Source organism: Jeongeupia naejangsanensis (assembly GCF_016865585.1).
Classification (GTDB): Bacteria; Pseudomonadota; Gammaproteobacteria; order Burkholderiales; family Chitinibacteraceae; genus Jeongeupia; species Jeongeupia naejangsanensis.
Genome location: NZ_JAESND010000002.1, coordinates 463,551 through 487,661 on the forward strand (window position 1 = coordinate 463,551; position 24,111 = coordinate 487,661).

General features: G+C 62.6%; 23 protein-coding genes. 14 read left to right on the forward strand and 9 right to left on the reverse strand.

All coding sequences use genetic code 11. The features are described 5' to 3' along the window. Positions 1-13: 13 nt before the first annotated feature. The 12 genes from accD to JMJ54_RS07405 all read left to right on the forward strand — a co-directional run bounded on the left by accD (position 14) and on the right by JMJ54_RS07405 (position 12,790). The gene (accD, locus tag JMJ54_RS07350; RefSeq protein ID WP_203537316.1) at positions 14-883 is read left to right on the forward strand and encodes an acetyl-CoA carboxylase, carboxyltransferase subunit beta; all 870 of its coding nucleotides are present in this window, start codon (positions 14-16) and stop codon (positions 881-883) included. Further along, positions 883-2,160: a bifunctional tetrahydrofolate synthase/dihydrofolate synthase gene (gene folC / locus JMJ54_RS07355; RefSeq protein WP_203537318.1), complete on the forward strand. Its 1,278-nt coding sequence runs from the start codon at positions 883-885 to the stop codon at positions 2,158-2,160. Before accD ends, folC begins: the two co-directional genes overlap by 1 nt. A gap of 2 nt (positions 2,161-2,162) precedes the next feature. Beyond that, positions 2,163-2,876, forward strand: coding sequence for an SPOR domain-containing protein (locus JMJ54_RS07360; RefSeq protein ID WP_203537320.1), 714 nt, complete (start codon positions 2,163-2,165; stop codon positions 2,874-2,876). Between the two features lie 7 nt (positions 2,877-2,883). Beyond that, a complete protein-coding gene (locus tag JMJ54_RS07365; RefSeq protein ID WP_203537323.1) occupies positions 2,884-3,375 on the forward strand; it encodes a CvpA family protein in 492 nt (163 codons plus the stop codon). Between the two features lie 30 nt (positions 3,376-3,405). Continuing rightward, complete coding sequence (purF, locus tag JMJ54_RS07370; RefSeq protein ID WP_203537325.1) at positions 3,406-4,950, forward strand: amidophosphoribosyltransferase; 1,545 nt, start codon at positions 3,406-3,408, stop codon at positions 4,948-4,950. Positions 4,951-5,160: 210 nt separating this feature from the next. Then, positions 5,161-6,336, forward strand: a complete 1,176-nt coding sequence (locus JMJ54_RS07375; RefSeq protein ID WP_203537327.1) for an O-succinylhomoserine sulfhydrylase — start codon at positions 5,161-5,163, stop codon at positions 6,334-6,336. Positions 6,337-6,462: 126 nt separating this feature from the next. Beyond that, positions 6,463-6,789, forward strand: coding sequence for a DMT family transporter (locus tag JMJ54_RS07380; RefSeq protein ID WP_238999937.1), 327 nt, complete (start codon positions 6,463-6,465; stop codon positions 6,787-6,789). A 132-nt stretch (positions 6,790-6,921) separates the two neighbouring features. Further along, a complete protein-coding gene (locus JMJ54_RS07385) occupies positions 6,922-8,991 on the forward strand; it encodes a carbon starvation CstA family protein (RefSeq protein ID WP_203537329.1) in 2,070 nt (689 codons plus the stop codon). Continuing rightward, entirely contained in the window at positions 8,984-9,358 is a 375-nt protein-coding gene (locus JMJ54_RS19165) for a CstA-like transporter-associated (seleno)protein (RefSeq protein ID WP_203537331.1), read from the forward strand. The genes JMJ54_RS07385 and JMJ54_RS19165 overlap by 8 nt, the downstream gene beginning before the upstream one ends. Before the next feature lie 251 nt (positions 9,359-9,609). Next, positions 9,610-12,036 carry a nitrite reductase large subunit NirB gene (nirB, locus tag JMJ54_RS07395; protein WP_203537333.1) on the forward strand — a complete coding sequence of 809 codons (2,427 nt, stop codon included), beginning with the start codon at positions 9,610-9,612 and terminating at the stop codon, positions 12,034-12,036. Between the two features lie 59 nt (positions 12,037-12,095). After that, on the forward strand, positions 12,096-12,422 hold the full coding sequence (gene nirD / locus JMJ54_RS07400; protein ID WP_189459101.1) for a nitrite reductase small subunit NirD: 327 nt from the start codon (positions 12,096-12,098) through the stop codon (positions 12,420-12,422). A gap of 14 nt (positions 12,423-12,436) precedes the next feature. Then, the gene (locus JMJ54_RS07405) at positions 12,437-12,790 is read left to right on the forward strand and encodes a hypothetical protein (RefSeq protein WP_203537335.1); all 354 of its coding nucleotides are present in this window, start codon (positions 12,437-12,439) and stop codon (positions 12,788-12,790) included. A gap of 182 nt (positions 12,791-12,972) precedes the next feature. Here the strand turns inward: JMJ54_RS07405 and JMJ54_RS19620 are convergent, their stop codons facing one another. The 4 genes from JMJ54_RS19620 to JMJ54_RS07425 all read right to left on the reverse strand — a co-directional run bounded on the left by JMJ54_RS19620 (position 12,973) and on the right by JMJ54_RS07425 (position 17,801). Further along, a complete protein-coding gene (locus tag JMJ54_RS19620; protein WP_203537337.1) occupies positions 12,973-13,356 on the reverse strand; it encodes a pentapeptide repeat-containing protein in 384 nt (127 codons plus the stop codon). A gap of 57 nt (positions 13,357-13,413) precedes the next feature. Further along, entirely contained in the window at positions 13,414-15,294 is a 1,881-nt protein-coding gene (locus tag JMJ54_RS07415) for an MFS transporter (RefSeq protein ID WP_203537339.1), read from the reverse strand. A 116-nt stretch (positions 15,295-15,410) separates the two neighbouring features. Next, positions 15,411-16,511 (reverse strand): anhydro-N-acetylmuramic acid kinase, encoded by a 1,101-nt coding sequence (locus JMJ54_RS07420; RefSeq protein WP_203537340.1) that lies wholly within the window; start codon positions 16,509-16,511, stop codon positions 15,411-15,413. A gap of 9 nt (positions 16,512-16,520) precedes the next feature. Next, positions 16,521-17,801, reverse strand: a complete 1,281-nt coding sequence (locus tag JMJ54_RS07425; RefSeq protein WP_203537342.1) for a M23 family metallopeptidase — start codon at positions 17,799-17,801, stop codon at positions 16,521-16,523. A gap of 355 nt (positions 17,802-18,156) precedes the next feature. Here JMJ54_RS07425 and JMJ54_RS07430 point away from each other — a divergent pair, with 355 nt between their 5' ends. Then, positions 18,157-18,453 carry a hypothetical protein gene (locus JMJ54_RS07430; protein WP_203537345.1) on the forward strand — a complete coding sequence of 99 codons (297 nt, stop codon included), beginning with the start codon at positions 18,157-18,159 and terminating at the stop codon, positions 18,451-18,453. A 10-nt stretch (positions 18,454-18,463) separates the two neighbouring features. Here the strand turns inward: JMJ54_RS07430 and JMJ54_RS07435 are convergent, their stop codons facing one another. The 4 genes from JMJ54_RS07435 to JMJ54_RS07450 are packed head-to-tail and all read right to left on the reverse strand — an operon-like array spanning position 18,464 to position 21,843. After that, positions 18,464-19,354, reverse strand: a complete 891-nt coding sequence (locus JMJ54_RS07435; protein ID WP_203537347.1) for a histone deacetylase family protein — start codon at positions 19,352-19,354, stop codon at positions 18,464-18,466. A gap of 2 nt (positions 19,355-19,356) precedes the next feature. After that, positions 19,357-19,926 carry a potassium channel family protein gene (locus JMJ54_RS07440; protein ID WP_203537349.1) on the reverse strand — a complete coding sequence of 190 codons (570 nt, stop codon included), beginning with the start codon at positions 19,924-19,926 and terminating at the stop codon, positions 19,357-19,359. Between the two features lie 2 nt (positions 19,927-19,928). After that, positions 19,929-20,615: a lipoprotein-releasing ABC transporter ATP-binding protein LolD gene (gene lolD / locus JMJ54_RS07445; protein WP_203537351.1), complete on the reverse strand. Its 687-nt coding sequence runs from the start codon at positions 20,613-20,615 to the stop codon at positions 19,929-19,931. Then, positions 20,608-21,843 carry a lipoprotein-releasing ABC transporter permease subunit gene (locus JMJ54_RS07450; protein ID WP_203537353.1) on the reverse strand — a complete coding sequence of 412 codons (1,236 nt, stop codon included), beginning with the start codon at positions 21,841-21,843 and terminating at the stop codon, positions 20,608-20,610. Before JMJ54_RS07450 ends, lolD begins: the two co-directional genes overlap by 8 nt. Before the next feature lie 173 nt (positions 21,844-22,016). Between JMJ54_RS07450 and JMJ54_RS07455 the strand changes: the two genes are divergently transcribed. Then, a complete protein-coding gene (locus JMJ54_RS07455; protein ID WP_203537355.1) occupies positions 22,017-23,249 on the forward strand; it encodes a class I SAM-dependent methyltransferase in 1,233 nt (410 codons plus the stop codon). A 25-nt stretch (positions 23,250-23,274) separates the two neighbouring features. Here the strand turns inward: JMJ54_RS07455 and pflA are convergent, their stop codons facing one another. Further along, on the reverse strand, positions 23,275-24,078 hold the full coding sequence (gene pflA / locus JMJ54_RS07460) for a pyruvate formate-lyase-activating protein (RefSeq protein ID WP_238999939.1): 804 nt from the start codon (positions 24,076-24,078) through the stop codon (positions 23,275-23,277). Positions 24,079-24,111 lie beyond the last annotated feature (33 nt).

Below are 24,111 nucleotides of genomic sequence, written 5' to 3' on the forward strand. Positions count from 1 at the left end.
AAGGAGATACACGATGAGTTGGTTGCAGAAACTCCTGCCTCCGAAGATCAAGAGCCGTGAGCCCGGTTCCAAGTCGGCCGTGCCGGAAGGCTTGTGGCACAAGTGCTCGGCGTGTGGCGCCGTGCTTTATCGCACCGACCTCGAGAACAATCTCGACGTGTGCCCCAAGTGCAGTTACCACAACCGGGTTTCGGCGCGTCGCCGTGTCGATCTGTTGCTGGATGCCGAGGGCCGCTTCGAAATCGGTGCCGAAGTACAAGCCGTCGACATCCTCAAGTTCAAGGCGGCCAAGCGTTACAGCGAGCAGCTCGAAAACTTCAAGAAGAGCTCCGACGAGGACGAGGCGCTGGTGGTGGTGCAGGGCGCCATCCAGACCGTGCCGGTCGTGCTGGCGGTGTTCGAATATGGCTTCGTCAACGGCTCGATGGGGTCCGTTGTGGGTGAGCGCTTCGTACGCGGCGTGAAAACCGCGCTGGAAAACAACCTGCCCTTCATCTGCATTGCCGCATCGGGCGGTGCGCGGATGCAGGAGGGTCTGAATTCGCTGATGCAGATGGCCAAGACCTCGGCCATCCTGACCAAGCTCGCTGATCAGCGTTTGCCGTTCATCTCGATTCTGGTCGATCCGACCATGGGTGGCGTGTCGGCGTCGTTTGCCTTCCTCGGCGACGTGGTGCTGGCCGAGCCGGGTGCACTGATCGGCTTTGCCGGTCCGCGCGTGATCGAGCAGACGGTGCGCGAAACGCTGCCGGAAGGCTTCCAGCGCTCGGAGTTCCTGCTTGAGAAGGGCGCAATCGATCGCATCGTCGATCGGCGCGAAATGCGTCAGCAACTGGCCCAGTTGCTGACCCTGCTGCAAAAACAGGCTGCGGTGACCGCTTGATGTCACGGTTTGACGCCGAGACGCTCGATGCCTGGCTGAACCATCTGGAAAACGCGCATCACGCCGAAATCGACATGGGCCTTGCCCGTGTCGATGCGGTGCGCAAGGCGATGGGCATGACGCCGGCGTTCCCGCTGCTGACGGTCGGCGGTACGAATGGCAAAGGGTCGGTCTGCGCCTTTCTGTCGACAACGTTGCATGCGGCCGGCTATCGCGTCGGTACGTTTACCTCGCCGCATCTGCAGCGCTACAACGAGCGCATCGCACTGGGTCTGCAGCCCGCCTCCGATGAGGCGATCGTTGCGGCATTCCGGGCGATCGAGCTGGCGCGCGGCGAAATCTCGCTGAGCTATTTCGAGTTCAACCTGCTGGCTGCGATGTATTGCTTCATCGAGGCCAAGGTTGATGTTGCGGTGCTTGAGGTCGGTCTCGGTGGCCGGCTTGATGCCGTCAACGTGTTTGACGCCGATGTGGCCGGCATCGTCAGTGTGGATCTGGACCATCAGGCCTTCCTGGGCAATGACCGCGAATCGATCGGCTTTGAAAAGGCCGGCATTTTCCGTGGCGGTCGGCCTGCATTCTGCGCCGATCCGAATCCGCCGCAGCGCTTGATCGATCAGGCCGCTGCCGTCGGTGCGCCGCTGCAGTTGATCGGCAAGGATTTCGGCTATCAGCGGGAGGCCGAAGGCAATCAATGGATGTGCTGGACGACGACCCGGCGCCGTCACGCTTTGCCGATGCCGGCTTTGCGTGGTGCATACCAGCTTGGCAATGCCGCGCTGGCGCTGGCCATGCTCGATGCATTGCGGGATCGTCTGCCGGTGTCGATTGGCCAGGTCAAGCAGGGCTTGCTTGAGGTCGAGTGGCCGGCACGCTGTCAGGTGCTGCCGGGGCGGCCGCAGGTCGTGCTTGATGTTGCTCATAATCCGCATGCTGCCAAGGCCTTGGCAGCGGCGCTGGACCAGATGGGGTTTGCCGCCAACCGTCATGCCGTCTTCGGCATGATGGCCGACAAGGATATTGCCGGTGTGGTGGCCCTGCTGAAAGACAAGGTCGATCACTGGCATCTTGCTGCGCCTGCCTTGCCGCGTGCAGCCAGCGCCGACGCGCTGGCCGACATCGTGGCGATGGCGGCGCCGCAGGCTACGCTGTCGCGTTACGATTCCATCGCGGCGGCCTGGCAAGGTGCCGTACGTCAGGCCGGGGATGGTGATAGAATCCTTGCCTTTGGATCCTTCTACACCGTGGCCGAAGTACTGGCTGCGCGTGGACGCTGAGTATGGCTCGAGAAAACATCAGCGAAGAACTTTTGCAACTGCGCAAGCGCGCACGGCGACGGCTGGTCGGGGCATTTGCCTTGGTGCTGTTTTCGCTCATCGTCCTGTGGACCGTCATGGATGGCGAGCCGCCGGCCGCGCTCAATCATGGTACGACCGCGGTCGAGATCATTGCGAGTGCACCTTCCGCCTCGTCAGTGGCGGCAGCGGCAGCTAGTGCGCCTGTCGCACTGGCCGAGGTGACGCCGGTACCGCTGCCTGTGTCGCCCGTGCCGCAAGCCGAATCGTCGCCGGTAATCGAACAGGACAACGCCGCACTGCTGCCCGGCAAGCTCGTCAATCCCCAGCTTGAGCGCAAGCCTGTCCCCACGCCAAAGCCGTCCCCGACGCCTGCGGCCAAGCCGAACACTGAACACCACGAAGCGGCGCCGGCCAAAGATCCGGCACGGATTCTGGCCGGTCTGGACGACGACAGCAGCAAGGGCGCCGCGCGTCAGTATTATTTGCAGCTGGGTGCCTACGCCGACAAAGTCAAGGCGCAGGAAATGATCACCAAGCTCAAGGATGCGGACATTCCGGCCTACGGCGAAACGGTGAAAACGGACAAGGGCACGCTGACCCGCGTGCGGGTTGGCCCGGCAGACCAGGCCAAGGCCCGTAGCTGGCAGCAGAAACTCGATGCGCTGGGTGTATCGGCCCGACTGGTCAGCAAGTAACCCGCCCATGACCGGATTCGATTATGTCGTGCTGGCTGTTCTTGGATTGTCGATCCTGCTGTCGGTCATGCGCGGGCTGACGCAAGAGCTGCTGGCTTTGGCGGGCTGGGTGATTTCGGCCTGGCTTGCATTGAACTATGCCGCCCCCATTTCCAGTCATATGCCGGCGGCGCTGCCGAACGAAGGGCTACGGTATCTGGCGGCGCTGGTGTCGATTTTCTGTGCTGCGTGGCTGCTGACGGCCATTGTGCGAATCACGTTGAACCAGTTTCTCAAGGCGACCGGACTCAAACCGGTCGACCGCTTGCTCGGGTCGGTATTCGGCCTGGTCCGCGGGAGCCTGTTCGTCGTCCTGCTGGTGCTGGCGGGCGGATTGACCGGGTTGCCCAAATCGGATCTGTGGCGAGACGCAATGTTCAGTCCGCTGTTCGAGCAGGCGGCGAGAATGGCACTGCCCTGGTTGCCGGCGTCGTTGGCCGGGCATGTGTCCTTCGACTAAGCAATTTACCAAGTATCGAGGTTTCTAGTTATGTGTGGCATCGTCGGCGTGGTCGCCAAAACTCCGGTCAACCAGTTGCTGTACGACGGGTTGCTGGTCCTGCAGCACCGTGGTCAGGATGCAGCCGGCATCGTGACCGCCGAGGGGCACATGTTCCACATGCACAAGGGGCAGGGGCTGGTGCGTGACGTGTTCCGCACCCGCAATATGCGCTCCCTGCTTGGCAACGCCGGCATCGGCCATGTGCGCTATCCGACCGCCGGCTCGGCATCCAGCCTGGCCGAGTCGCAGCCGTTCTATGTCAACAGCCCGTTCGGCATTGTTCTTGCCCACAACGGCAACCTGACCAACGACAAGGAACTCAAGGACGACATGTACCGCAGCGATCTGCGGCACATCAATACCAATTCGGATTCGGAAGCGCTGCTGAACGTGCTGGCGCACGAAATCAGCCGCCGGACACAAGGCCCGATCCTGACGCCGAAGATCGTTTTCGACGCGATCGAGGCAGTGCATTCGCGCGTTCGCGGCGCTTACGCCGTGGTCGCACTGATCGCCGGCTTCGGTCTGGTGGCTTTCCGCGATCCGCACGGCATTCGTCCGCTGTCGCTGGGCCGGCATGAAACGCAGGAAGGCACCGAGTACCTCGTTGCGAGCGAGTCGGTCGTGCTGGACACCATGGGCTTCAAGTTCTGGCGCGATATCGCACCGGGCGAGGCCGTGTACGTCAGTTTCGACGGCGAATTCCACAATCGTCAGTGCCACCCGAGCCCCAAGCTCGTGCCGTGCATTTTCGAGCACGTGTACTTTGCGCGCCCGGACAGCGTGATCGACGGCATTTCTGTGCACGATGCCCGTCTGAAGATGGGCGAGCAGCTCGCCAGCAAGGTGCGGGAAATGGTGCCGGAGATGGATATCGACGTGGTGATCCCGATTCCGGATACCAGCCGCGATTCCGCGCTCGAGTTGGCGAACGCGCTGAATTTGCCGTATCGCGAAGGTTTCATGAAGAACCGCTATATCGGCCGGACCTTCATCATGCCGGGGCAGGCGAGCCGCAAGAAGTCGGTCCGTCAGAAGCTGAACCCCATTGCCGGCGAATTCCGTGGCAAGAACGTGCTGCTGATTGACGATTCGATCGTTCGCGGGACGACGTCGAAGGAAATCGTCCAGATGGTGCGCGATGTTGGCGCCAAGAAGGTCTACCTTGCCTCGGCTGCACCGCCGGTGATGTATCCGCATGTCTACGGCATCGACATGCCGACACGTGCCGAGCTGATCGCTACCGGCCGCACCCACGCCGAGATCGCGACCGAAATCGGCGCCGATGCCGTGATCTACCAGGATTTGTCGGCGCTGATTCAGGCCTGTACGGATGCCAGCGGTGGCGTGATCACGGAGTTTGAAACGTCGTGTTTCGATGGCAAGTACATCACCGGCGACATTACCGATGCCTATCTGGATGCGCTTGAAGCAAAGCGCCTGTCGCCGCTGTCGACCAAGACGAAAGAAGGTGATGCCGACAGCCGCGTGCTGGATCTCAATATTGGCGTTGCCGAGCAGAATTTGATCTAATAACAGCAGATCAAAGAAGCGACATGCATATCAAGGGCCGCGAGATGATTCTCCGGCCCTTGTTTTATTTAGCGCGGCATTGAGCCGCCTTCCGGTGGCGTGCATCGCGGTGCGGGTTGATCGCGAAGGCGATCAGTCGATTGAACCGCACTACGGGGTTTGCCGCCGAGCATGAATGCCCGAAACCGAATGCTGATACAGGATGCCGACATGACCGATCACTCCGATTTGCACCCCGATACGCTGGCCATTCGCGCCGGTACCCACCGTACCGAATTTGGCGAGCATTCCGATGCGCTGTTTCTGACATCCAGTTTTGTCGTTGACGGTGCGGAGGATGCCGCGCTCAAGTTTGGTGGCCAGATTCCCGGCTATACCTATTCGCGTTTCACCAATCCGACCGTCACCGCGTTCGAGGAACGGTTGGCCGCGCTTGAGGGGGCAGAGCGGGCTGTTGCCACGGCGTCGGGCATGAGCGCGATCCTCGGCCTGTGCATGGCGCACCTGAAGGCCGGGGACCACATTCTTGCATCGGCGGGATTGTTCGGTTCGACGATCCAGTTTTTCAACAATTACATGGGCAAGTTCGGTGTCGAGGTCAGCTACGCGAAGCCGACCGATCCGGCCGATTGGGCCGCGCTGGTTCGCCCCAATACCCGTCTGTTTTTCCTTGAAACTCCTTCGAACCCGCTGACCGATGTCGCCGATGTTTCTGCCATCGCCCGGATCGCGCATGCAAATGGCGCACTGCTGGCGGTCGACAACTGTTTCTGTTCGCCGATTCTGCAAAAGCCGCTGGCGCTGGGCGCGGATATCGTCATCCACTCGGCGACCAAGTATCTGGATGGTCAGGGGCGGGTGCTGGGCGGCGCGGTTGTCGGCAAGTCCGAGGTCGTCGACCCGGTTTACCTGTTCCTGCGCACCTCGGGTCCGACGTTGTCGGCGTTCAACGCCTGGGTCCTGCTCAAGGGGATGGAGACACTGCCGCTGCGGATGCGCGCGCACTGCGACAATGCACTGAAGTTGGCGACCTGGCTTGAGGCACATCCGGCCATCGAGCGCGTTTACTACCCGGGGCTGGAAAGCCATCCGCAGCACGCGCTGGCGATGCGTCAGCAATCGGGTGGCGGTGGCGTTGTGTCGTTTGAGCTCAAGGGGGGCAAGGATGCCGCTTGGGCACTGGTCGACGCGGTACAACTGATGAGCCGGACAGCCAATCTGGGCGATGTACGCACGACGATTACCCATCCGGCGTCGACGACGCATGGCCGGCTGACACCGGAGGCGCGTGCTGCAGCAGGGATTCGCGACGGGCTGGTCCGGGTTGCGGTTGGCCTTGAGCATATCGACGACCTGACTGCCGATCTGGCGCGCGGACTCGGCTGATCTGACGTATCCTATGGGCGCGTTTCCGGTATTTCCATGCCGGATGCGCGTCACCCAGCGTCGGGACGACCCGGCGCTGTCCTGTTTCATCCGGGGACGGCCCCGACCTTCAAAAAGGAAAAGGCCATGTCTTCCTCCCTGATTCCCTGGATTTCCCTCGTCGTTGCCGGTCTGTTCGAAGTTGCCTGGGCACTCGCGCTCAAGGCTTCGCACGGCTTTTCGCGCCCGCTGCCAACGCTGGTTTTTGTCGTGACGCTGGCGGCCAGCATGGGCCTGCTCGCCTACGCAGTGAAACACCTGCCGCTGGGGAGCGCGTACGCCATCTGGGTTGGCATCGGCACGCTCGGTACGGTTGCGCTTGGTGTGGTCTGGTTCCACGAACCAATGAATCTGCTGCGTCTGGCATCCGTGTTGCTGATTCTGGCCGGCATCATCGGTTTGAAGCTGGGCTGACCGCTGCACAGCCAGGGAAACTGCTTATGTTGTGCCGCCCCGGCAGGGGCGGATCATCTTGTCTGTTGTAATTTCATAAAAATGACTACATTGCAGTGCGTTTTGCAATGAATAACATGACTCGGAGACAGGATGAGTACGCTGAAATCAAAGCTGATCTGGCTCGCCGTCGCCATCGCAGGGGCGTTCGCCTTTGGGGTGTTGGCGTTGAATCGGGGGGAGCACGTCAATGCGGTATGGATGGTCGTGGCAGCGGTCGCCTGCTACAGCATCGCTTACCGTTTCTACAGTTCGTTTATCGCCAACAAGCTTTTCGAGCTCGATGATCGCCGGATGACGCCGGCCGAGCGCCGTAACGACGGCCTCGATTACGTGCCGACCAACAAGTGGGTGCTGTTCGGCCATCACTTTGCGGCAATCGCCGGCGCCGGCCCTTTGGTCGGGCCGATTCTCGCGGCGCAAATGGGCTACCTGCCCGGTACGTTGTGGATCCTGATCGGTGTGATGATCGCCGGGGCGGTGCAGGACTTCCTGGTGCTGTTCATCTCGACCCGTCGTGACGGCCGTTCGCTCGGCGAAATGGCCAAGCAGGAACTCGGCCCGTTTGCTGGTGTGGTGGTGATGCTCGGTGCGCTGGGCGTGATGATCATCATCCTGTCGGCGCTGGCCCTGATCGTTGTGAAGGCCTTGGCCGACAGCCCGTGGGGTACGTTCACTATTGCTGCGACGATTCCGATCGCGCTGTTCATGGGCGTGTACATGCGCTACATCCGCCCGGGTCGCATCGGCGAGATTTCGGTGATCGGCTTCGTCCTGATGATGCTGGCCATCGTCTACGGCGAGGACATCGCGCAAAGCCCGGTCTGGGGCCCGATGTTCACGCTGCACGGCACGCAGCTTGTCTGGGCGCTGGTGATCTACGGCTTCATCGCTTCGGTCCTGCCGGTGTGGCTGCTGCTGGCACCGCGCGACTATCTGTCGACTTTCCTCAAGATCGGCGTCATCGTCGGTCTGGCCATCGGCATCGTGTTTGCCGCGCCGGACCTGAAGATGCCGGCCGTTACCCGCTTCGTCGACGGTACCGGCCCTGTGTTCTCGGGCAGCCTGTTCCCGTTCCTGTTCATCACCATCGCCTGCGGCTCGATTTCGGGTTTCCATGCACTGGTGTCGTCGGGCACGACGCCTAAGCTGGTCGAGCGCGAAAGCCACATGCGCCTGATCGGTTACGGTGGCATGCTGATGGAGTCGTTCGTTGCCATCATGGCGCTGATCTGCGCTTCGGTGATCGATCCGGGCGTGTACTTCGCGCTGAACTCGCCGGCCGCCGTGATCGGCAAGACTGTCGAATCGGCATCGGAAGTGATCAACGGCTGGGGTTTTGTCGTCACGCCGGAGATGCTGGTGCAGATCGCCAAGGACGTCGGCGAGCACTCGATCCTGTCGCGTGCCGGTGGCGCGCCGACCTTCGCCGTCGGTATGGCCCACATCATTACCGACATCTTCAACAGCCGCGCGATGATGGCGTTCTGGTACCACTTTGCCATCCTGTTCGAAGCACTGTTCATCCTGACCGCTGTGGATGCGGGTACGCGTGCTTGCCGCTTCATGGTGCAGGATCTGGCCGGTGTGGCGATCCCGTCGCTGGGCAAGAGCCGCAGCTGGCTCGGCAATATGGTCGGTACCACGATTGCGGTCGCGGGCTGGGGTTTCTTCGTCTATCAGGGCGTGGTTGATCCGCTTGGCGGCATCAACACGCTGTGGCCGCTGTTCGGCATCGGCAACCAGATGCTGGCATCGATGGCGCTGATCCTCGGTACCGTCGTGCTCTTCAAGATGAAGAAGGAGCGTTACGCCTGGGTCACCATCCTGCCGACGGCCTGGCTGTTCGTGACGTCGATGACTGCCGGCTGGCAGAAGATTTTCAGTGCCAACCCGAAAATCGGCTTCCTCGCTGTCGCCGACAAGTTCAACGCGGCCGCGGCGAACGGGACGATCATCGCCCCGGCCAAGACGGTGGAGGACATGCAGCGCATCGCCTTCAACAACCAGATCAACGCCACGCTGTGCGCGTTCTTCATGATCGTGGCCGTGGTGATGCTGGTGGCGGCATTCTTCAATATCCGCCGCGCGCTGGCCAGCCGTCAGCCGACCGCTCGTGAAACCGAAGTCCAATTCCGGGGCGAGGCCGCTGCCAATGCTTGATCTGTCCTTTCTGACTGGCGGCCGGCGCGAGCCGGCGCCACCGGTGGCCGAGGAGGGTGACGAGTACCAGCGTTACGTACTCGACCACCAGCGGCGCCACGGTGCCGGTACGCCGATGAGCCGCGCCGAGTTCGAGCGCTACAGCCTCGGTTCGGACTGGCTGGCCGGGCTCAAGGATGCGGCAAAAAAGGTGGTGCAGACCTGCCGCCTGATGGTGGGTGTGCATGACTACGAGTACTACGTGGACCACATGCGCCGCCAGCATCCGGATGCGACACCGATGAGTCGCGAGGACTTTTACCGCTATTGCCTCGAAGCGCGTTTTCCGAGCGCCGACCGGGCAGCCGGCGGCAAGTGCCCCTGCTGATTCGTCCGGTTACCCAAGAAAAAAACGTCGCCGCAAGGCGGCGTTTTTATTTGGCGGGAAGCAACTAGTCCGATCGGACGGGGGGTGACGTTGGCGGTACTAATCCGAAATGACTAGTCGGGCGGAAATCGTTGATTTCAATCAAGTTTTCGTCGTCGGTATTTACCTGTCCTAAAAGCTGGGAATTGGCGATCATCACTGCAATGCATCACACCGCGCGCGCAGACGGTGTACAGCCCAAGGAGTGACGAATGCAAAAGCAGCGACTGGTACTGATCGGCAACGGCATGGCGGGAATCCGCACGCTTGAGGAAATCCTCAAGCACGACAAGGAGCGCTACGACATCACCGTGATCGGCGACGAACCGTGGGGCAACTACAACCGCATCCAGTTGTCGCCGATTCTGGCCGGCGAGCAGAAGCTCAAGGACATCATCCTCAACGACCTCGACTGGTATGCCGAGCACGGCATCCGGCTGGTCAAAGGCTGTGCCGCAACACGGATCGACCGTGAGCGCCGTGAAGTCCATACCGCTGCCGGCGAGGCGATCGCCTACGACAAGCTGCTGATCGCCACCGGCTCGCGCCCCTTCATGCTGCCGGTGCCGGGTGCCGAACTCGACGGCGTGATCGGTTTCCGCGACATCAAGGACACCGAACGGATGATCGTCGCCGCGGCGCTGCATCGCCACGCGGTCGTCATCGGTGGCGGCCTGCTGGGGCTTGAAGCCGCACACGGGCTGAAGCTGCGCGGCATGGACGTGACGGTGATTCACCTCGGCGACTGGTTGCTGAACCGCCAGCTCGACGAAACCGCCGGCCGCCTGCTGGAGCAGTCGCTGGCCGAGCGCGGGCTGAAGCTCAAGCTGGGTGCCAAGACACAAACACTCGTCGGCGAGAACGGCCACGTGACCGGCGTGCGGCTCGAATCGGGCGAGCTGATTCCGGCCGACCTCGTGGTGATGGCCGTCGGCATCGTGCCGAACGCCGATCTGGCGCGCGACGCCGGCATCGAGGTCAGCAACGGCATCGTCGTCGACGACAAGCTGGCCACCAGCGACGAGCACATCTACGCCGTTGGCGAGTGCGTGAACCACCGTGGCGTGTCCTACGGGCTGGTGGCGCCACTGTTCGAAATGGCCAAGGTGCTGGGCAACCAGCTCGGCGGCTGCGGCAAGCAGCGCTACACCGGTACGACGACGTCGACCAAGCTCAAGGTGACCGGCATTGATCTGTTCAGCGCCGGCGAATTCATGGGCGGCGAGAACTGTGACGAGATCGTGCTCTCCGATCCGGCCGGCGGCGTCTACAAGCGGCTGATCGTGCGCGACAACAAGCTCGTCGGCGCCTGTCTGTATGGCGACACCAGCGACGGCGCGTGGTACTTCCAGTTGCTGCGGCAGGAGCGTGATCTGGCCGACCTGCGCAGCCAGCTGCTGTTCGGGCCGCCGCGCGATCTGGGCGACCACGGCACCTCGGGTGCCAGCCGTGCAGCGGCGCTGCCGGACGATGCCGAAATCTGCGGCTGCAATGGCATCACCAAGGGTGTGCTGGTCAAGGCGATCAAGGAAAAGGGCCTGTTCACCGTCGACGACGTCAAGAAGCACACCAAGGCCGGCGCCTCGTGCGGCTCGTGTACCGGTCTGGTCGAGCAGGTGCTGATGAGCACCGTCGGCAGCTCGTTCCAGGATGCGCCGAAGCGCAAGTCGATGTGCGGCTGTACCGACCATACACATGGCGAAGTGCGCGAAGCGATCCGCGAGCAGCATCTGGTGACGCTGGCCGACACGATGAAGGCGCTGCACTGGAAAACCCCGGACGGCTGCCCGACCTGCCGCCCGGCACTGAACTACTACCTGATCTCGACCTGGCCGGGCGAGGCGAAGGATGATCCGCAGGCGCGTCTGGTGAACGAGCGCGTGCATGCCAACGTGCAAAAGGACAGCACCTTCAGCGTGATTCCGCGCATGTGGGGCGGGGTGACCAGCCCGGCCGAGCTGCGCAAGATTGCCGACGTGGCCGACAAGTTCAACGTCAAGATGGTCAAGGTCACCGGTGGTCAGCGCCTCGACCTGCTCGGTGTGAAGAAAGAGGACCTGCCGCAGATGTGGCGCGATCTCGACATGCCGTGCGGCATGGGCTACGCCAAGGGCCTGCGCACGGTGAAGACCTGCGTCGGCAAGCAGTTCTGCCGCTTCGGCACCCAGGATTCGACCGGCATGGGCATTGCGCTGGAAAAGGCCTTTGACCGGATGTGGGCGCCGCACAAGGTCAAGCTTGCTGTCTCGGGTTGCCCGCGCAACTGCGCCGAGGCCGGGATCAAGGACGTTGGCATCATCGCCGTCGATTCGGGCTGGGAAATCTACATCGGTGGCAACGGCGGCATCAAGACCGAGGTGGCCGAGTTCTTCACCAAGGTGAAGACCGAAGAAGAGGTGCTCGAGTACTCGGGTGCGGTGTTGCAGCTGTACCGTGAGGAGGCGTATTACCTCGAGCGCACCGTGCACTACATGGGACGTGTCGGCCTCGACTACATCAAGTCCAAAGTGCTTGAGGACGCGACCAATCGCAAGGCACTGTGGGCACGGCTGCAACTGGCGCTCGCCGGCGAGCCGGATCCGTGGCAGGCGCAGCTGGGTGCCGACGCGGCAGCCCGCTTCACCGATCTGACCGTCTGATCGACCGACAATGACAGACGCCCGCCGTGCAAGCGGTGGGCCGACCAAGGAAAACCGACATGAGCGCCGATAAGAATCAATGGCAATCCATCTGCAAACTCGACGACATTCCGGCGCAGGGCGCCCGCGTGGTCAAGCGCGAAGGCAAGACCGATATCGCGCTGTTCCGCACCCTCGACAACCGCGTGTTCGCGCTCGACGATCATTGCCCGCACAAGGGCGGCGCGCTGTCGCACGGGCTGGTGTACGGTGATACCGTTGCCTGTCCGCTGCACAATTTCAAGATCAGCCTGCAGACCGGTCAGGCGCAGGCGCCGGACGAAGGCCACACGCCTTGCCACAAGGTCGAACTGCGCGACGACACGGTCTGGCTGGCCGTCGATTGAAGGGAGTAAACGAGATGGGATACCGACTGTTCATCGACCCGACGACCACGCCGCAAACGGTCTATCCGGGCATCGAGGGTTACTGGCAACAGGCCGCCAACCATGATCAGGCCGTGATGGCTGTGGTGCTGAACGGTTTGCCGGACGAAGTCTGTGCGTCGAAAGCGTGGTCGGAATCGGACGATGGCCAGCAGTTTGCCCGCTGGCTGGTGAGCGCCGATCTGGATGGCACGATCCGCCTGAACGAGCATTTCATCTGGCGCTGCCACGATGCGGGTGGCACGGTGGTGGGTGAGGGCAATCAGGCCCTGACCGAGTACCTGAACAGCAAGTTCTTCAAATGCAGGTTGAATGTGCTGCCACGATAGAAAAAGCCGCCCACCGGCGGTTTTTCTATCGTGCGTTCTGCTGCGTCTCTCCTGTCCGAGCGACGAATGCTGACGTTGAGTTCGCAATGATCATGTCGAGTTGTGCCGACCATCGGTGTTGGGTGGCCGGATCGTGCCGCACGGCCGGTTGGGGTGCTCTTGCTGGGGCCAAAGAGACCTTGCTACTTTTCAAACAACTCATTGAACCCTTCGCAGTTTTCCGATTGGCAATGATAGAGGCTCGTTTGAGATGCCAAACAGAAGGCATTGAGATTGTCTTGCAAGAATCGGCAGTTCTTGAAGTTGCAGTTGACAATGCGGCACCCCGAAAATGAGGTTCCGAGAAACGTGCAGTTCTCAAATTTGCAATCAACCAGAATCGCGGTATTGAAAAGACCTGAGTACCACTCGATGTCTTTGAATGAGCAAGAAACAAATACACCGTCAAAGTTGCCGCCCTCTAGTGAGGCTGACGAAAACTCGCAATAGCGATAGAACTCATCGCTTAAGGTCAGAGTCTTTTCAACCGCCCGTGTAGAGGTCAGCTTCTTGCTCAGGAGCGGCATACGTATTCCCAAGGTTAAGGTGACCGGTTGGCATGAACCGATCCAGTTGGCTGAGTTTTACTTCCAGTCGCCACGCAGTTGGGCAACCTGCGTTTCCAGCAGCGTACGCGTGACGGCTTCGGCGGGAATCGGTTCTCCGACGGCGACGCCGATCTTCGACCAGATCCCGCGCGGCCATTTCATCATCGCGGCGCCGTCCTTGCGGCTGAAGAAGCTGCCCCACAGGCCCTGCAGCGCCATCGGAATCACCGGCACCGGGGTGCGGCGAATGATGTCCTCGATGCCGGGCTTGAAGCGGTTCATCTCGCCGTCCTTGGTGATCTTGCCTTCCGGGAAGATGCAGACGACTTCACCGGCTTCGAGGTACTCGGCGACACGGTCGAACGCCTTGTCCTTGAGACTCGGGTCTTCGCGCACCGGGGCGATCGGGATGGCGCCGGCGGTGCGGAAAATGAAGTTGAGCACCGGAATCTTGAAAATGCGGTGATCCATCACGAAGCGGATGGGCCGGCGTACGCGGCCGGCGAGCACCATGGCATCCATGAAACTGACATGATTGCACACCAGTACGCAGGCGCCGGTTTCGGGAATGTTGTCCAGTCCCTGTGCGCGAATCCGGTACAGCAGGTGGGTGAGAATCCAGACCTGAAAACGCATCATGAATTCGGGGATCAGCGAGTAGATGTAGATTGCGACGGCGACGTTCATCAGCGCGACGGTCAGCAGCAGCCCCTTGATCGACATGCCGGCCTTGAGCAGGATGATGCTCATGCCGGCGGCGACGACCATGAAGAAGGCGTTGAGGATGTTGTTGGCAGCGATGGCGCGCGAGGTGAAGCCGGGTTCCGAGCGCACCTGAATCAGTGCATACAGCGGCACGATGAAGAAGCCGCCAAATACGCCGAGCAGCAGGATGTCGGCCATCACGCGCCAGTGGCCTGCGGCGGCGATGAAACTCGTCAACTCGTACTGGCCTGCCGGTGCACTGGCGAGCGCGAAGTACAGATCGACGCCGAACAGTGACAGGCCGATCGAGCCGAACGGCACGAGGCCGAGTTCGATCGAGCGCCCCGACAGCCGTTCGCACAGCATCGAGCCGACGCCGACGCCGACCGAGAACAGCGTGATCAGCAGCGTGTAGACCTGTGCGTCGCCGTGCAATACGGTCTTGGCGACTTCGGGCAGTTGGGTCAGGTAGACCGCGCCGAAGAACCAGAACCACGAGATGCCGAGCAGGCTGTTGAAAACGGTACGGTTCTTTTTGACGTGGGCAATGATGTGCCAGCTTTCGCCGATGACGTTCCAGTTGATCGGCAACGTTGCGGCCGGCGGCGGCGCAGCCGGCATGCTGCGACTGCTGAGCCAGCCGAGTAGGGCGACGCCGACGCAGGCCCAGATGATCAGCGTTTCGCCGTGCGGTTGATGGCTGATGATCAGCGTGCCGGCGATCTGCCCCAGCAGGATGGCGATGAAGGTGCCCATCTCGATCAGGCCGTTGCCGCCGAGCAGCTCCGGCGGCTTCAGATACTGCGGCAGGATCGAGTACTTGAGCGGGCCGAACAGCGTCGAGTGCACGCCCATCATGAACAGGCAGCCCATCAGAACGCCAGCGTGATGCGTCGCGAAGCCGTAACCGGCGGCCAGCATGATGAGAATTTCGAGGATCTTGACCCAGCGCGCCAGGATGGCCTTGTCGTACTTTTCGGCCAGTTGCCCGGCGAACGCCGAGAACAGGAAGAACGGCAGGATGAAGATGCCGGCGGCGGCGTTGACCAGCGTTGCCGCGCCCATGCCCGCGGCAGACAGGCCGTGGAAGGCGATCATCACCAGCAGTGCGTTCTTGAACAGATTGTCGTTGAACGCGCCGAAAAACTGCGTGACGAACAGCGGCAGAAAGCGGCGGCTGCGGAACAGATCGAACTGGTTGGGGTGCGACATCGGCGCGGGTCCGGTAGATGACAATCCGGCGGCAAGTCTACCTCAGACCGCAGGTGAAATCCTTGCCGGTTGCGTCGTGCTTACTTACACCTTGCTGTGTGCGCGACGTGTGGCGTTCAGGCTGGCCAGATCGCCCCGAGCACGCGCGGGCCGGCCGCACCGGTGACGGTGGGGACGTTGCCGCTGGCGCCGGCAAGGCAGCGCTGGGCCAGCCAGGCAAACGCGATCGCCTCGACCCAGTCGGGATCGACGCCGAGGGCGGCCGTACTGGCGATGCCAACGCCGGGCAGGGCGTCGCCCAGCATCGCCAGCAGGGTCGGATTGTGCGCGCCGCCACCACAGACGAACACGTCGTCGACGCTGGGGGCGGTGGTGCGGATCGCGTCGGCGATCGTGCGCGCGGTGTAGGCCGTCAGCGTGGCCATGACGTCGGCCGGTGCGTCGTTGCGGCCGGCCAGTTGTGCGTCGAGCCAGTCTGCGTGGAACAGGTCGCGGCCGGTGCTTTTTGGTGCGGCGAGTGCCAGATACGGTTCGGTCAGCAGCCGTGCCAGCAGGTCGTCGAGTACCTTGCCGCTGGCCGCCCAAGCGCCTGCTGCATCGTAGCGCTCGCCACGGTGGCGGTGGATCCACAGGTCCATCAGCACGTTGCCGGGGCCGGTGTCGTAGCCGGAGACGTCGCCGTTGCGAGGCAGATTGGTCAGGTTGGCAATGCCGCCGATGTTGACGATCACGCGGTGCCGCTGCGCATCGGCAAAGATCGCGTGGTGGAAGGCCGGCACCAGCGGCGCACCCTGACCGCCGGCGGCCACGTCGCGCGAGCGGAAATCGCCGACGACGGTGATGCCGCTGCGCTCGGCCAGCCGGGCATGGTTGCCGAGCTGGATCGTGTAGCCGCGTTCGGGGCGATGGCGGATGGTCTGGCCGTGATTGCCGATGGCAACGATGTCGGCCGCGGCGACGCCGGCCTGTTCCAGCAGTGCAGCGACCGAGTCGGCATAGCAGTCGGAGAGGCTGTTGCCGGCGCGCCAGGCCAGATCGATTTCATCCGGTGACGCGGCCTGCAGTGTCAGCAGGTCGTGCCGCAATGACGCCGGCAGCGCGGTGCCCTGCGCGGCAAGCAATGCGGGTTGCGCACCCGAGAGATCGACGAGAACGGCATCAATGCCATCCAGGCTGGTGCCTGTCATCAGGCCGATCAACAGTTGCGGGTGCGCCATGCTGCCTCGTTAGCGGATGCTGGCCAGTCTCGAACCGTCCAGCAGTGCCAGCTGTTCACCCAACGGGGTGGTGTGTTGTTTGAATGCGGCAAGCCAGTTTTTGCCCAGCGCCGCGTCGGCCGGCAATTTTACTGCCAAAGGGTCGACCGGTTGATCATTGATGCGGAATTCGAAGTGCAGGTGCGGGCCGGTCGAACGGCCGGTACTGCCAACGTAGCCGATCAGCTGGCCCTTGGTGACCGTGCTGCCGGCCTTGAGGCCGCTGGCGAACTTGCTCATATGGGCGTAGACGGTCTGGTAGCGGCCGTCGTGGCGGATTTCCGCCATGTTGCCGTACGCGCCTTCGCGGCCGTATTTGACCAGTTTGCCGTTGCCGGCGGCGTAAACGGGGGTGCCGGCCGGGGCTGCGAGGTCGACGCCTTCGTGGCCAATCGGGCGCTTCAGCACGGGGTGCATGCGCAGGCCGAACGGCGAGGAGATATGGGTGAAATCCGTGGGGTAGCGCGTAAAGCGTGCCGAAGCGCTGTCGCCGGTCTCGTTGTAGTACGCGCCGGCCTGATTTTGCGGCTGGAACCAGTAAGCACGCCGGACCTGCTTGCCGTCGTTGAGCGACGCAGCGAGCAGCCGGCCGGTGCTCACGGTCTGGCCGTCGTCCTCGAAGGTCTCGTAAATGACGCTGTAACGGCTGCCTTTGGACAGCTGGCCTTCACCGAACAGTGCGCCGAGCTGCTGGCGTACGTTTGCCGGCAGTTCGAGCGCCTTGATCGCATCCGAGGCATCACCGGAGATCGTACCGCTGCGATAGGCCGTGGATCGGGTGAGGCTGACCGGGGTGCTGCTGACGCTGTAGCTGTCGCCATCGTGCCGCAGGACCAGTCGTTCGTTCTGCGCATTGAGGTAACCCAGTTCGATCAACTGGCCGTCGCGCTGGGTGATCGCATAGATGCTGCGGCCCGGCGTCAGGTCGAAAAAGCCGCGTGCAGCGGGCGCCGCGTCGCGCCAGCGCAGGTAGGCCAGTGCCGCCGGGTCATTGACGCCGAGGCGGCTGAGCATCCGGGCCAGCGTGTCGCCGTTGCGGATGACTTCATCCTGCCGCAGCGGCGTGGTGGCGATCTGGCTGATCAGCGTGGGGGTTTCCAGCTTCTGCGAAACGGGATGCACCTGCACGGTTTCCTGCGGGCCGTACTCGGCAACGCCATAGGCGGTCACGGTGAGCGATACGGGGCCGGCGATCGCTGCGGCGAGCCACAGCAGCGGCAGGTGAGGAGGGTGTTGTTGTGTGTTCGACATCGTTTTCTGACGGTGTTCGGATTTCAGGGTCAGGACGGAAGTTATCAGTGTCAATCAGGTTTTGCCAGCCCAATTTTTCATGAAAAATCCTTATTTCACAAAGACATACGACGTTTTTTCCAAGGCCTTGCGCAGGCAGAAATGCGCACGGGCAATGCTTTCTGCGCGTACTTTCAACGGGGGAAATGTTCCGACGCATTCATTGCGTTCCGGCCGGCTGGCTGCACAAAGCCCTGAAGGTGGACCGCGCCGTTCGCCTTTGGTGCTAAACCGGTGATATTCACACTCGCCAATATGGCGTAGTGAAAATGTAAGGTATTGATGAAAAATGGAATTTTCATCACCGGCCCATCTGATGAACCGCATTCCACGGCCGCGCCGGGCGCTGGGCGTCATGCGCCGCATGCGCCTTGGCTACCCGATTCTCGAGGCGGGACCGCTGGCCATCACGACCTACCTCGACGGCTATGGCGCAGAGGCGGCGCTATGGCTCGGCTATTTCCGCCGCAACGGCTGGATTGCAGCGCAGGACTGGCCCAATGGCGTCAGGGCGTGGTTTCTTTCGGATCGCGGGCTGGCGATCCTTGCACTGGGCGAGGACTGGTGGCAGTCGCTGACCTGGAGTCAGCGGCTGGTCTACTGGCTGAGCTGAGCCGGGTAGTTCAGCGTGCGCGGGCCAGTGCAGCGGTGATCGTTGCTGCGTGGATGGCAACGGTATCCTCGATCGGAACCGCATAGCCGCCACCCATGGTGACCGCGACCGGAACACCGTAACGACTGCAGCTGTCGAGCACCATCGCATCGCGTGTCGCCAGACCCGTGCGCGACAGCGCCAGCCGGCCAAGCCGGTCGCCCTGATAGGCATCGGCGCCGGACAGGTAGATCACCAGATCGGGCCAGCTGGCGGCGAACAGGCTGGGCAGTTCATGCATCAGGCAATCGAGATAGGCATCGTCCCCGCAGTCATCCGGCAGCTCGACATCGTGGTCGCTGACTTCCTTCTGGAAGGGGAAGTTGCCGGCGCCGTGCATCGAGAAAGTGTAAAGCGCAGGGGCGCCGGAAAGCATGGCTGCCGTGCCGTTGCCCTGATGGACGTCGAGATCGATGACCAGTGCGCGCTGGATGAGCTGCTCACGCTGCAGCAAGCGGAGCGCCACGGCGCTGTCGTTGAATACGCAGAACCCGCTGCCACGTTCGGCGTAGGCGTGGTGCGTGCCACCGGCAAGGCTGGCGGCCATGCCGTCCTCGAGTGCGGCGCGGCAGGCAGCAATCGTTGCGCCGGTCGAGCGGCGCGAGCGTTCGACCAGTTCGACCGACCAGGGCAGGCCGATGGCGCGCTCTTCCGCACGGCTGAGGGTGCCGGTATCGAGTTTGTGCAGGTAGTCGGTGGTGTGCGCGCAGCCCAGTTCGTCATTGTCGGCGCGCGGTGCTTCGACGAATTCTGCCCCCGGCGCGTCTGCAACCGCTTCGTACATCAGGCGGTATTTCTCGGCCGGGAAACGATGCCCCGGTGGCAGCGGCAGTGGAAACCGGTCTGTCCGGAAGATGCGCATGGTCAGCGCGGGTCGTCGTGCGACGGCTTGCCGTGTCCGGCGAAATAGCGGCCGAAGCCGACCACCGCAATGCCGGTGGCGGACAGGATGTGCAGATCGGTCAGCAGGCGCGCCAGCCAGTCGCGCGGGTAGATGTCGCCATAGCCGACGGTGGCCGAGGTGACGATGCTGAAGTGCAGGCAGTCCAGAAAGGTCTTCAGCGCGCCGGTGAAGAAGGCGAGCGGGGTGTCGGGCTTGTAAGTGTGCAGGTTGTGGATGCCGACAAAGGCGTTGTTGTCGAAGTCGAACAGCACCAGCGCGTAATAGATCAGCGCGAACTGGAAGACCAGCCCGCCATAGAGCCGGACCAGTGCCGGGAGGCTGCTCAGCCGGTCCTTGGCGATGCTCGACATTAGCGCGCCGATCTGGATGACGAACAGCAGCCAGACCATCGAGCGCAACCAGTGGTAGTTGTCGAGCGTGAACGCGCGGCCGTGATTGGCGTAGGCCACCAGCGTCAGCAGCAGCGCCAGCACGATCGAGGTCAGTCCGGCAATCAGCCCCAGGCGGTCGGTGCGGCGTATGCGCAGCACGGTCAGGCCTGCAGCGGTCCGAGCCGGCCGTCGGCGAGATGGTATTGCAGCCGGCAGCGCTGGGCGAGCGACGGGTCGTGGGTGACGATGACGAAGCTCGTCTGCAGATCGCGGTTGAGTTCGAGCATCAGTGCAAACACCGACTCTGCGGTGCCGCGATCGAGGTTGCCGGTCGGTTCGTCGGCCAGCACGCAGGCGGGCTGGTTGACCAGTGCGCGGGCGATGGCGGCGCGCTGGCGCTCGCCGCCGGACAGCTCGCCCGGCTTGTGGTGCAGCCGGTGGCCCAACCCGACACGCTTGAGCATCTCGCGTGCCGCTGCGAAGGCGGTGTCCTTCGGTTCACGACGGATCAGCAACGGCATGGCGACGTTTTCCTCTGCGGAAAATTCGGCCAGCAGGTGGTGGAACTGGTAGACGAAACCCAGCTTGCGGTTGCGCAGCTCGCCGCGCGCGGCTTCGTTCAGTGCAAACGGGTCGGTGTCGCCGATGCGCACGCTGCCGCCACTCGGCGTATCGAGACCGCCAAGGCAATGCAGCAGCGTCGATTTGCCCGAGCCGGAAGCGCCGACGATGGCGGCGGTATCGCCGGCCTCAAGGCTGAAGTCGACGCCTTCGAGCACCGGTGTGTCGAGCTTGCCGCCACGGTAGTGCTTGATCAGGCCCTGTGCGCTCAGGATGGGCTTACTCATAGCGCAATGCCTCCGCCGGGTTGATGCGGCTGGCGCGCCAGCTCGGGTACAGCGTTGCGGCCAGCGCCAGCACCAGCGAAATCACCGCAATCGTCGTGACATCGCTCGGGATGATTTTCGATGGCAGCTCGGTGATCAGGTAGACGTCGGGCGAGAGGATGCGGGTGCCGATGACGCGCTCGATTGTCGGAATGATGACGTCGAGGTTGCTGGCGACCAGTACGCCGCCAAGCACGCCGCACAGCGTACCGAAGAAGCCGGAAATGGCGCCCTGGATGACGAAGATCTTCATGATCGACCCCGGGGATGCCCCCAGCGTGCGCAGGATGGCGATGTCGGCCTGCTTGTCGGTGACCACCATCACGAGGGTCGATACGAGATTGAACGCGGCGACGGCGACGATCAGTGTCAGGATGATGAACATCATCCGCTTCTCGATCTCGACTGCGCGGAAATAGGTCGGGTTTTCCTGCGACCAGTCGCTGACCAGCAGCGACGGCATGTTCCGGCCAAGATCGCGGGCGACGCTGCGGGCGTTGAACAGGTCGTCGAGTTTCAGGCGCAGGCCGCTGACGTCGTCACCGGTGCGGAACAGCTTCTGTGCGTCGCCGATGTGGATGAAGGCGAGGCCGGCGTCGTACGGGTAGTAGTCGGCGCGGAATACGCCAACGACGAGGAACTGGCGGAAGCGCGGAATCAGCCCGGCCGGCGTGACCTGGCCTTGCGGCGTGATCAGGGTGATCTTGTCGCCGGCGCGTACGCCCAGTTCGGCGGCGAGCTGCCAGCCGAGCACGATGTTGAACTGGCCGTCCTGCAGGTCGCTCAACTGACCGGCGAGCATCTTGCTCGCGGCGTCGCTGACCGTCGGCTCCAGCGCCGGATCGATGCCACGGATGATCGTGCCCTTGACCTGGCTGCCGTTCGCCAGCAGGCCCTGGCCGAGCACATAGGGAGCACTGGATTTGACGTGGGGGTTCTGCTTGGCGTCGGCCGCAACCTTGTGCCATTCGGGCAGCCGGTTGTCGGTGCCGGTGATCTGCACGTGCGCGGCCATGCCGAGAATCCGGTCCCGGACCTCTTCCTGAAAACCGTTCATCACCGAGAGCACGATGATCAGTGCCGCGACGCCGAGCGTGATGCCGAGAATGGAAACCAGCGAGATGAACGAAATGAAGCCGTTACGGCGTTTGGCCCGCGTGTAGCGCAGGCCGATCAGGAGTTCGTACATGGCCCAAGCCAAGGGAAAGAGGCGCGAATTTTAGCACAGTGCCGCGGCTTTCCCCGGCGTGATTAGTCGGTTTCCTCGTGGTGGCCTTGCGGTGCGGGTGGAGAAAAACCGTCCTGAAATCAAGGGGCTGTTCGAAGTGTGGTATTGGCTGATCGCGGCCGGGGAGTGCATGCATGCTGATCGACAAATTGGGGCAGTTCGGACTTGATCAGTTTGACCGATGGGCCGGGCAGATTCGCTCGTATGGCGAGCTGCCCTTGCAGATCCGCCTGTGGAACGGGCGCGACTACCGGTTTTCGGCATCACCGACGGTGACGATCACGCTGCCGGGCCCGCAAGCGGTGAGCTACTTCCGCAAGCCCAGTCTGGCCAGTCTTGGCGAAGCCTATGTCGAGGGGCAGGTCGATATCGACGGCCCGCTGCTGAGCGTATTCGAAGTGGCGGTGGCGCTGGCTGGGCGGCTGGTCTCGGGCAACAAGCTCTGGGGACGGCTGGCGGCACGCAATGCACATCATTCGCGTACGCTCGATTCCGAGTCGATCCAGTATCACTACGACGTGTCCGACGAGTTTTATCGCCTCTGGCTCGACGAGCAGATGGTGTATTCGTGTGCCTATTTCGAGCGGGGTGACGAAACACTGGCCGATGCGCAGGTCAAGAAGCTCGACCACATCCTGACCAAGGTCATGCTTCGCCCGGGCGAGCAGTTGCTCGATATCGGCTGTGGCTGGGGGGCGTTGATCCTGCGCGCCGCGACGCAATTCGGGGCGCATGCGACCGGTATCACCTTGTCGGAAAACCAGTACGAACGCGCGCGGCAGCGCATCCGGGATGCAGGCGTGCAGGACCGTTGCAAGGTGCTGCTGTGCGACTATCGCGACGTGACCGGTACCTACGACAAGATCACCAGCGTGGGCATGTTCGAGCACGTCGGGCTGGCCAACCTTGCCGGTTACTTTGCCAAAGTAAACAGCCTGTTGCGCGATGGCGGGCTGGTGCTGAACCACGGCATCACGACCACCGACGTCAACAACGGCAGCGGTGCCTACTTTGGCGGCAGCGATTTCATCGATCGCTACGTGTTTCCGAATGGTGAATTGCCCCACCTGGCCCTGGCGGTCAAGGAGATGTCGGCCGCCGGGCTCGAGGTGCTCGATGTCGAATCACTGCGGCGCCACTACGCCAGAACGCTCGAACTCTGGACCGATCGTTTCGAGGCGAACGGCAGCCGGATCCGCACGATGGTCGACGACAAGCACTACCGGATCTGGCGGGTCTACCTTGCCGGCTGTGCGTGGGCATTCGCCAACGACTGGGTGTCGATCTATCAGTTGCTCGGCTGCCGGGCCGGAACGGCGGGATTGAACCCGACACCGATGTCGCGCGGCTACATGTATCCGAAATAGAAAACGGGGCCGACGGCCCCGTTGTTCAGTAGGTGTTCAGTCCGCGGGCGCGGAACTGGTCACGGACGCGTTCGGTGACTTCGGTGCTTGGTGGCTCGACGTCGCCCAGCTCGTACTTCATGCCGAGTTCTTCCCACTTGTGCTCGCCCATCTTGTGGAACGGCAGGACTTCGACGCGCTCGACGATGCTGCCGAGTGACTGGACGAACTCTGCCAGCCCCTCTACATCGTCGAAATCGTCCGACCAGCCGGGGACCAGCACGTAGCGCAGCCAGATCTTCTTGCCCATCTTCTGCAGCCGGCGCGCGAAGTCCAGCGTCGGTTGCAGCGGTTTGCCGGTCAGTTTTTCGTAGCGCTCGGGGTTGAACTGCTTGATGTCGAGCAGGATCAGGTCGACGTTGTCGAACCAGCTGTCGTCCAGATGCGCCGCGAGGAAGCCCTGGGTGTCGAGCGCAGTGTGCAGGCCGTACTGCTGCTTGACCCGGTAGAAGATCTCGCCGACGAAATGCGCCTGCATCAGCGGTTCGCCGCCGGAGATGGTCAGCCCGCCGGTCATTTTCAGGAAGGCCGCGTACTTGCCGATTTCGGCGACGACCTCGTCGACCGTCTTCTGCTTGCCGTTGTGCAGCTTCCAGGTGTCCGGATTGTGGCAATACAGGCACCTGAACTGACAGCCCGACACGAACACGACGAAGCGCATGCCGGGGCCATCGACCGCGGCACCGGTTTCGAACGAATGGACGAAACCGCACATCTTGCCGTTCTCGTCGACCATGGCCGGCACGATCTCGCCGAGCGGCCTCTGTACTTCTACGATCTCGATGCTCATTGCGTGTCTCCAGTGACAAAAGGGCGGCCCCGA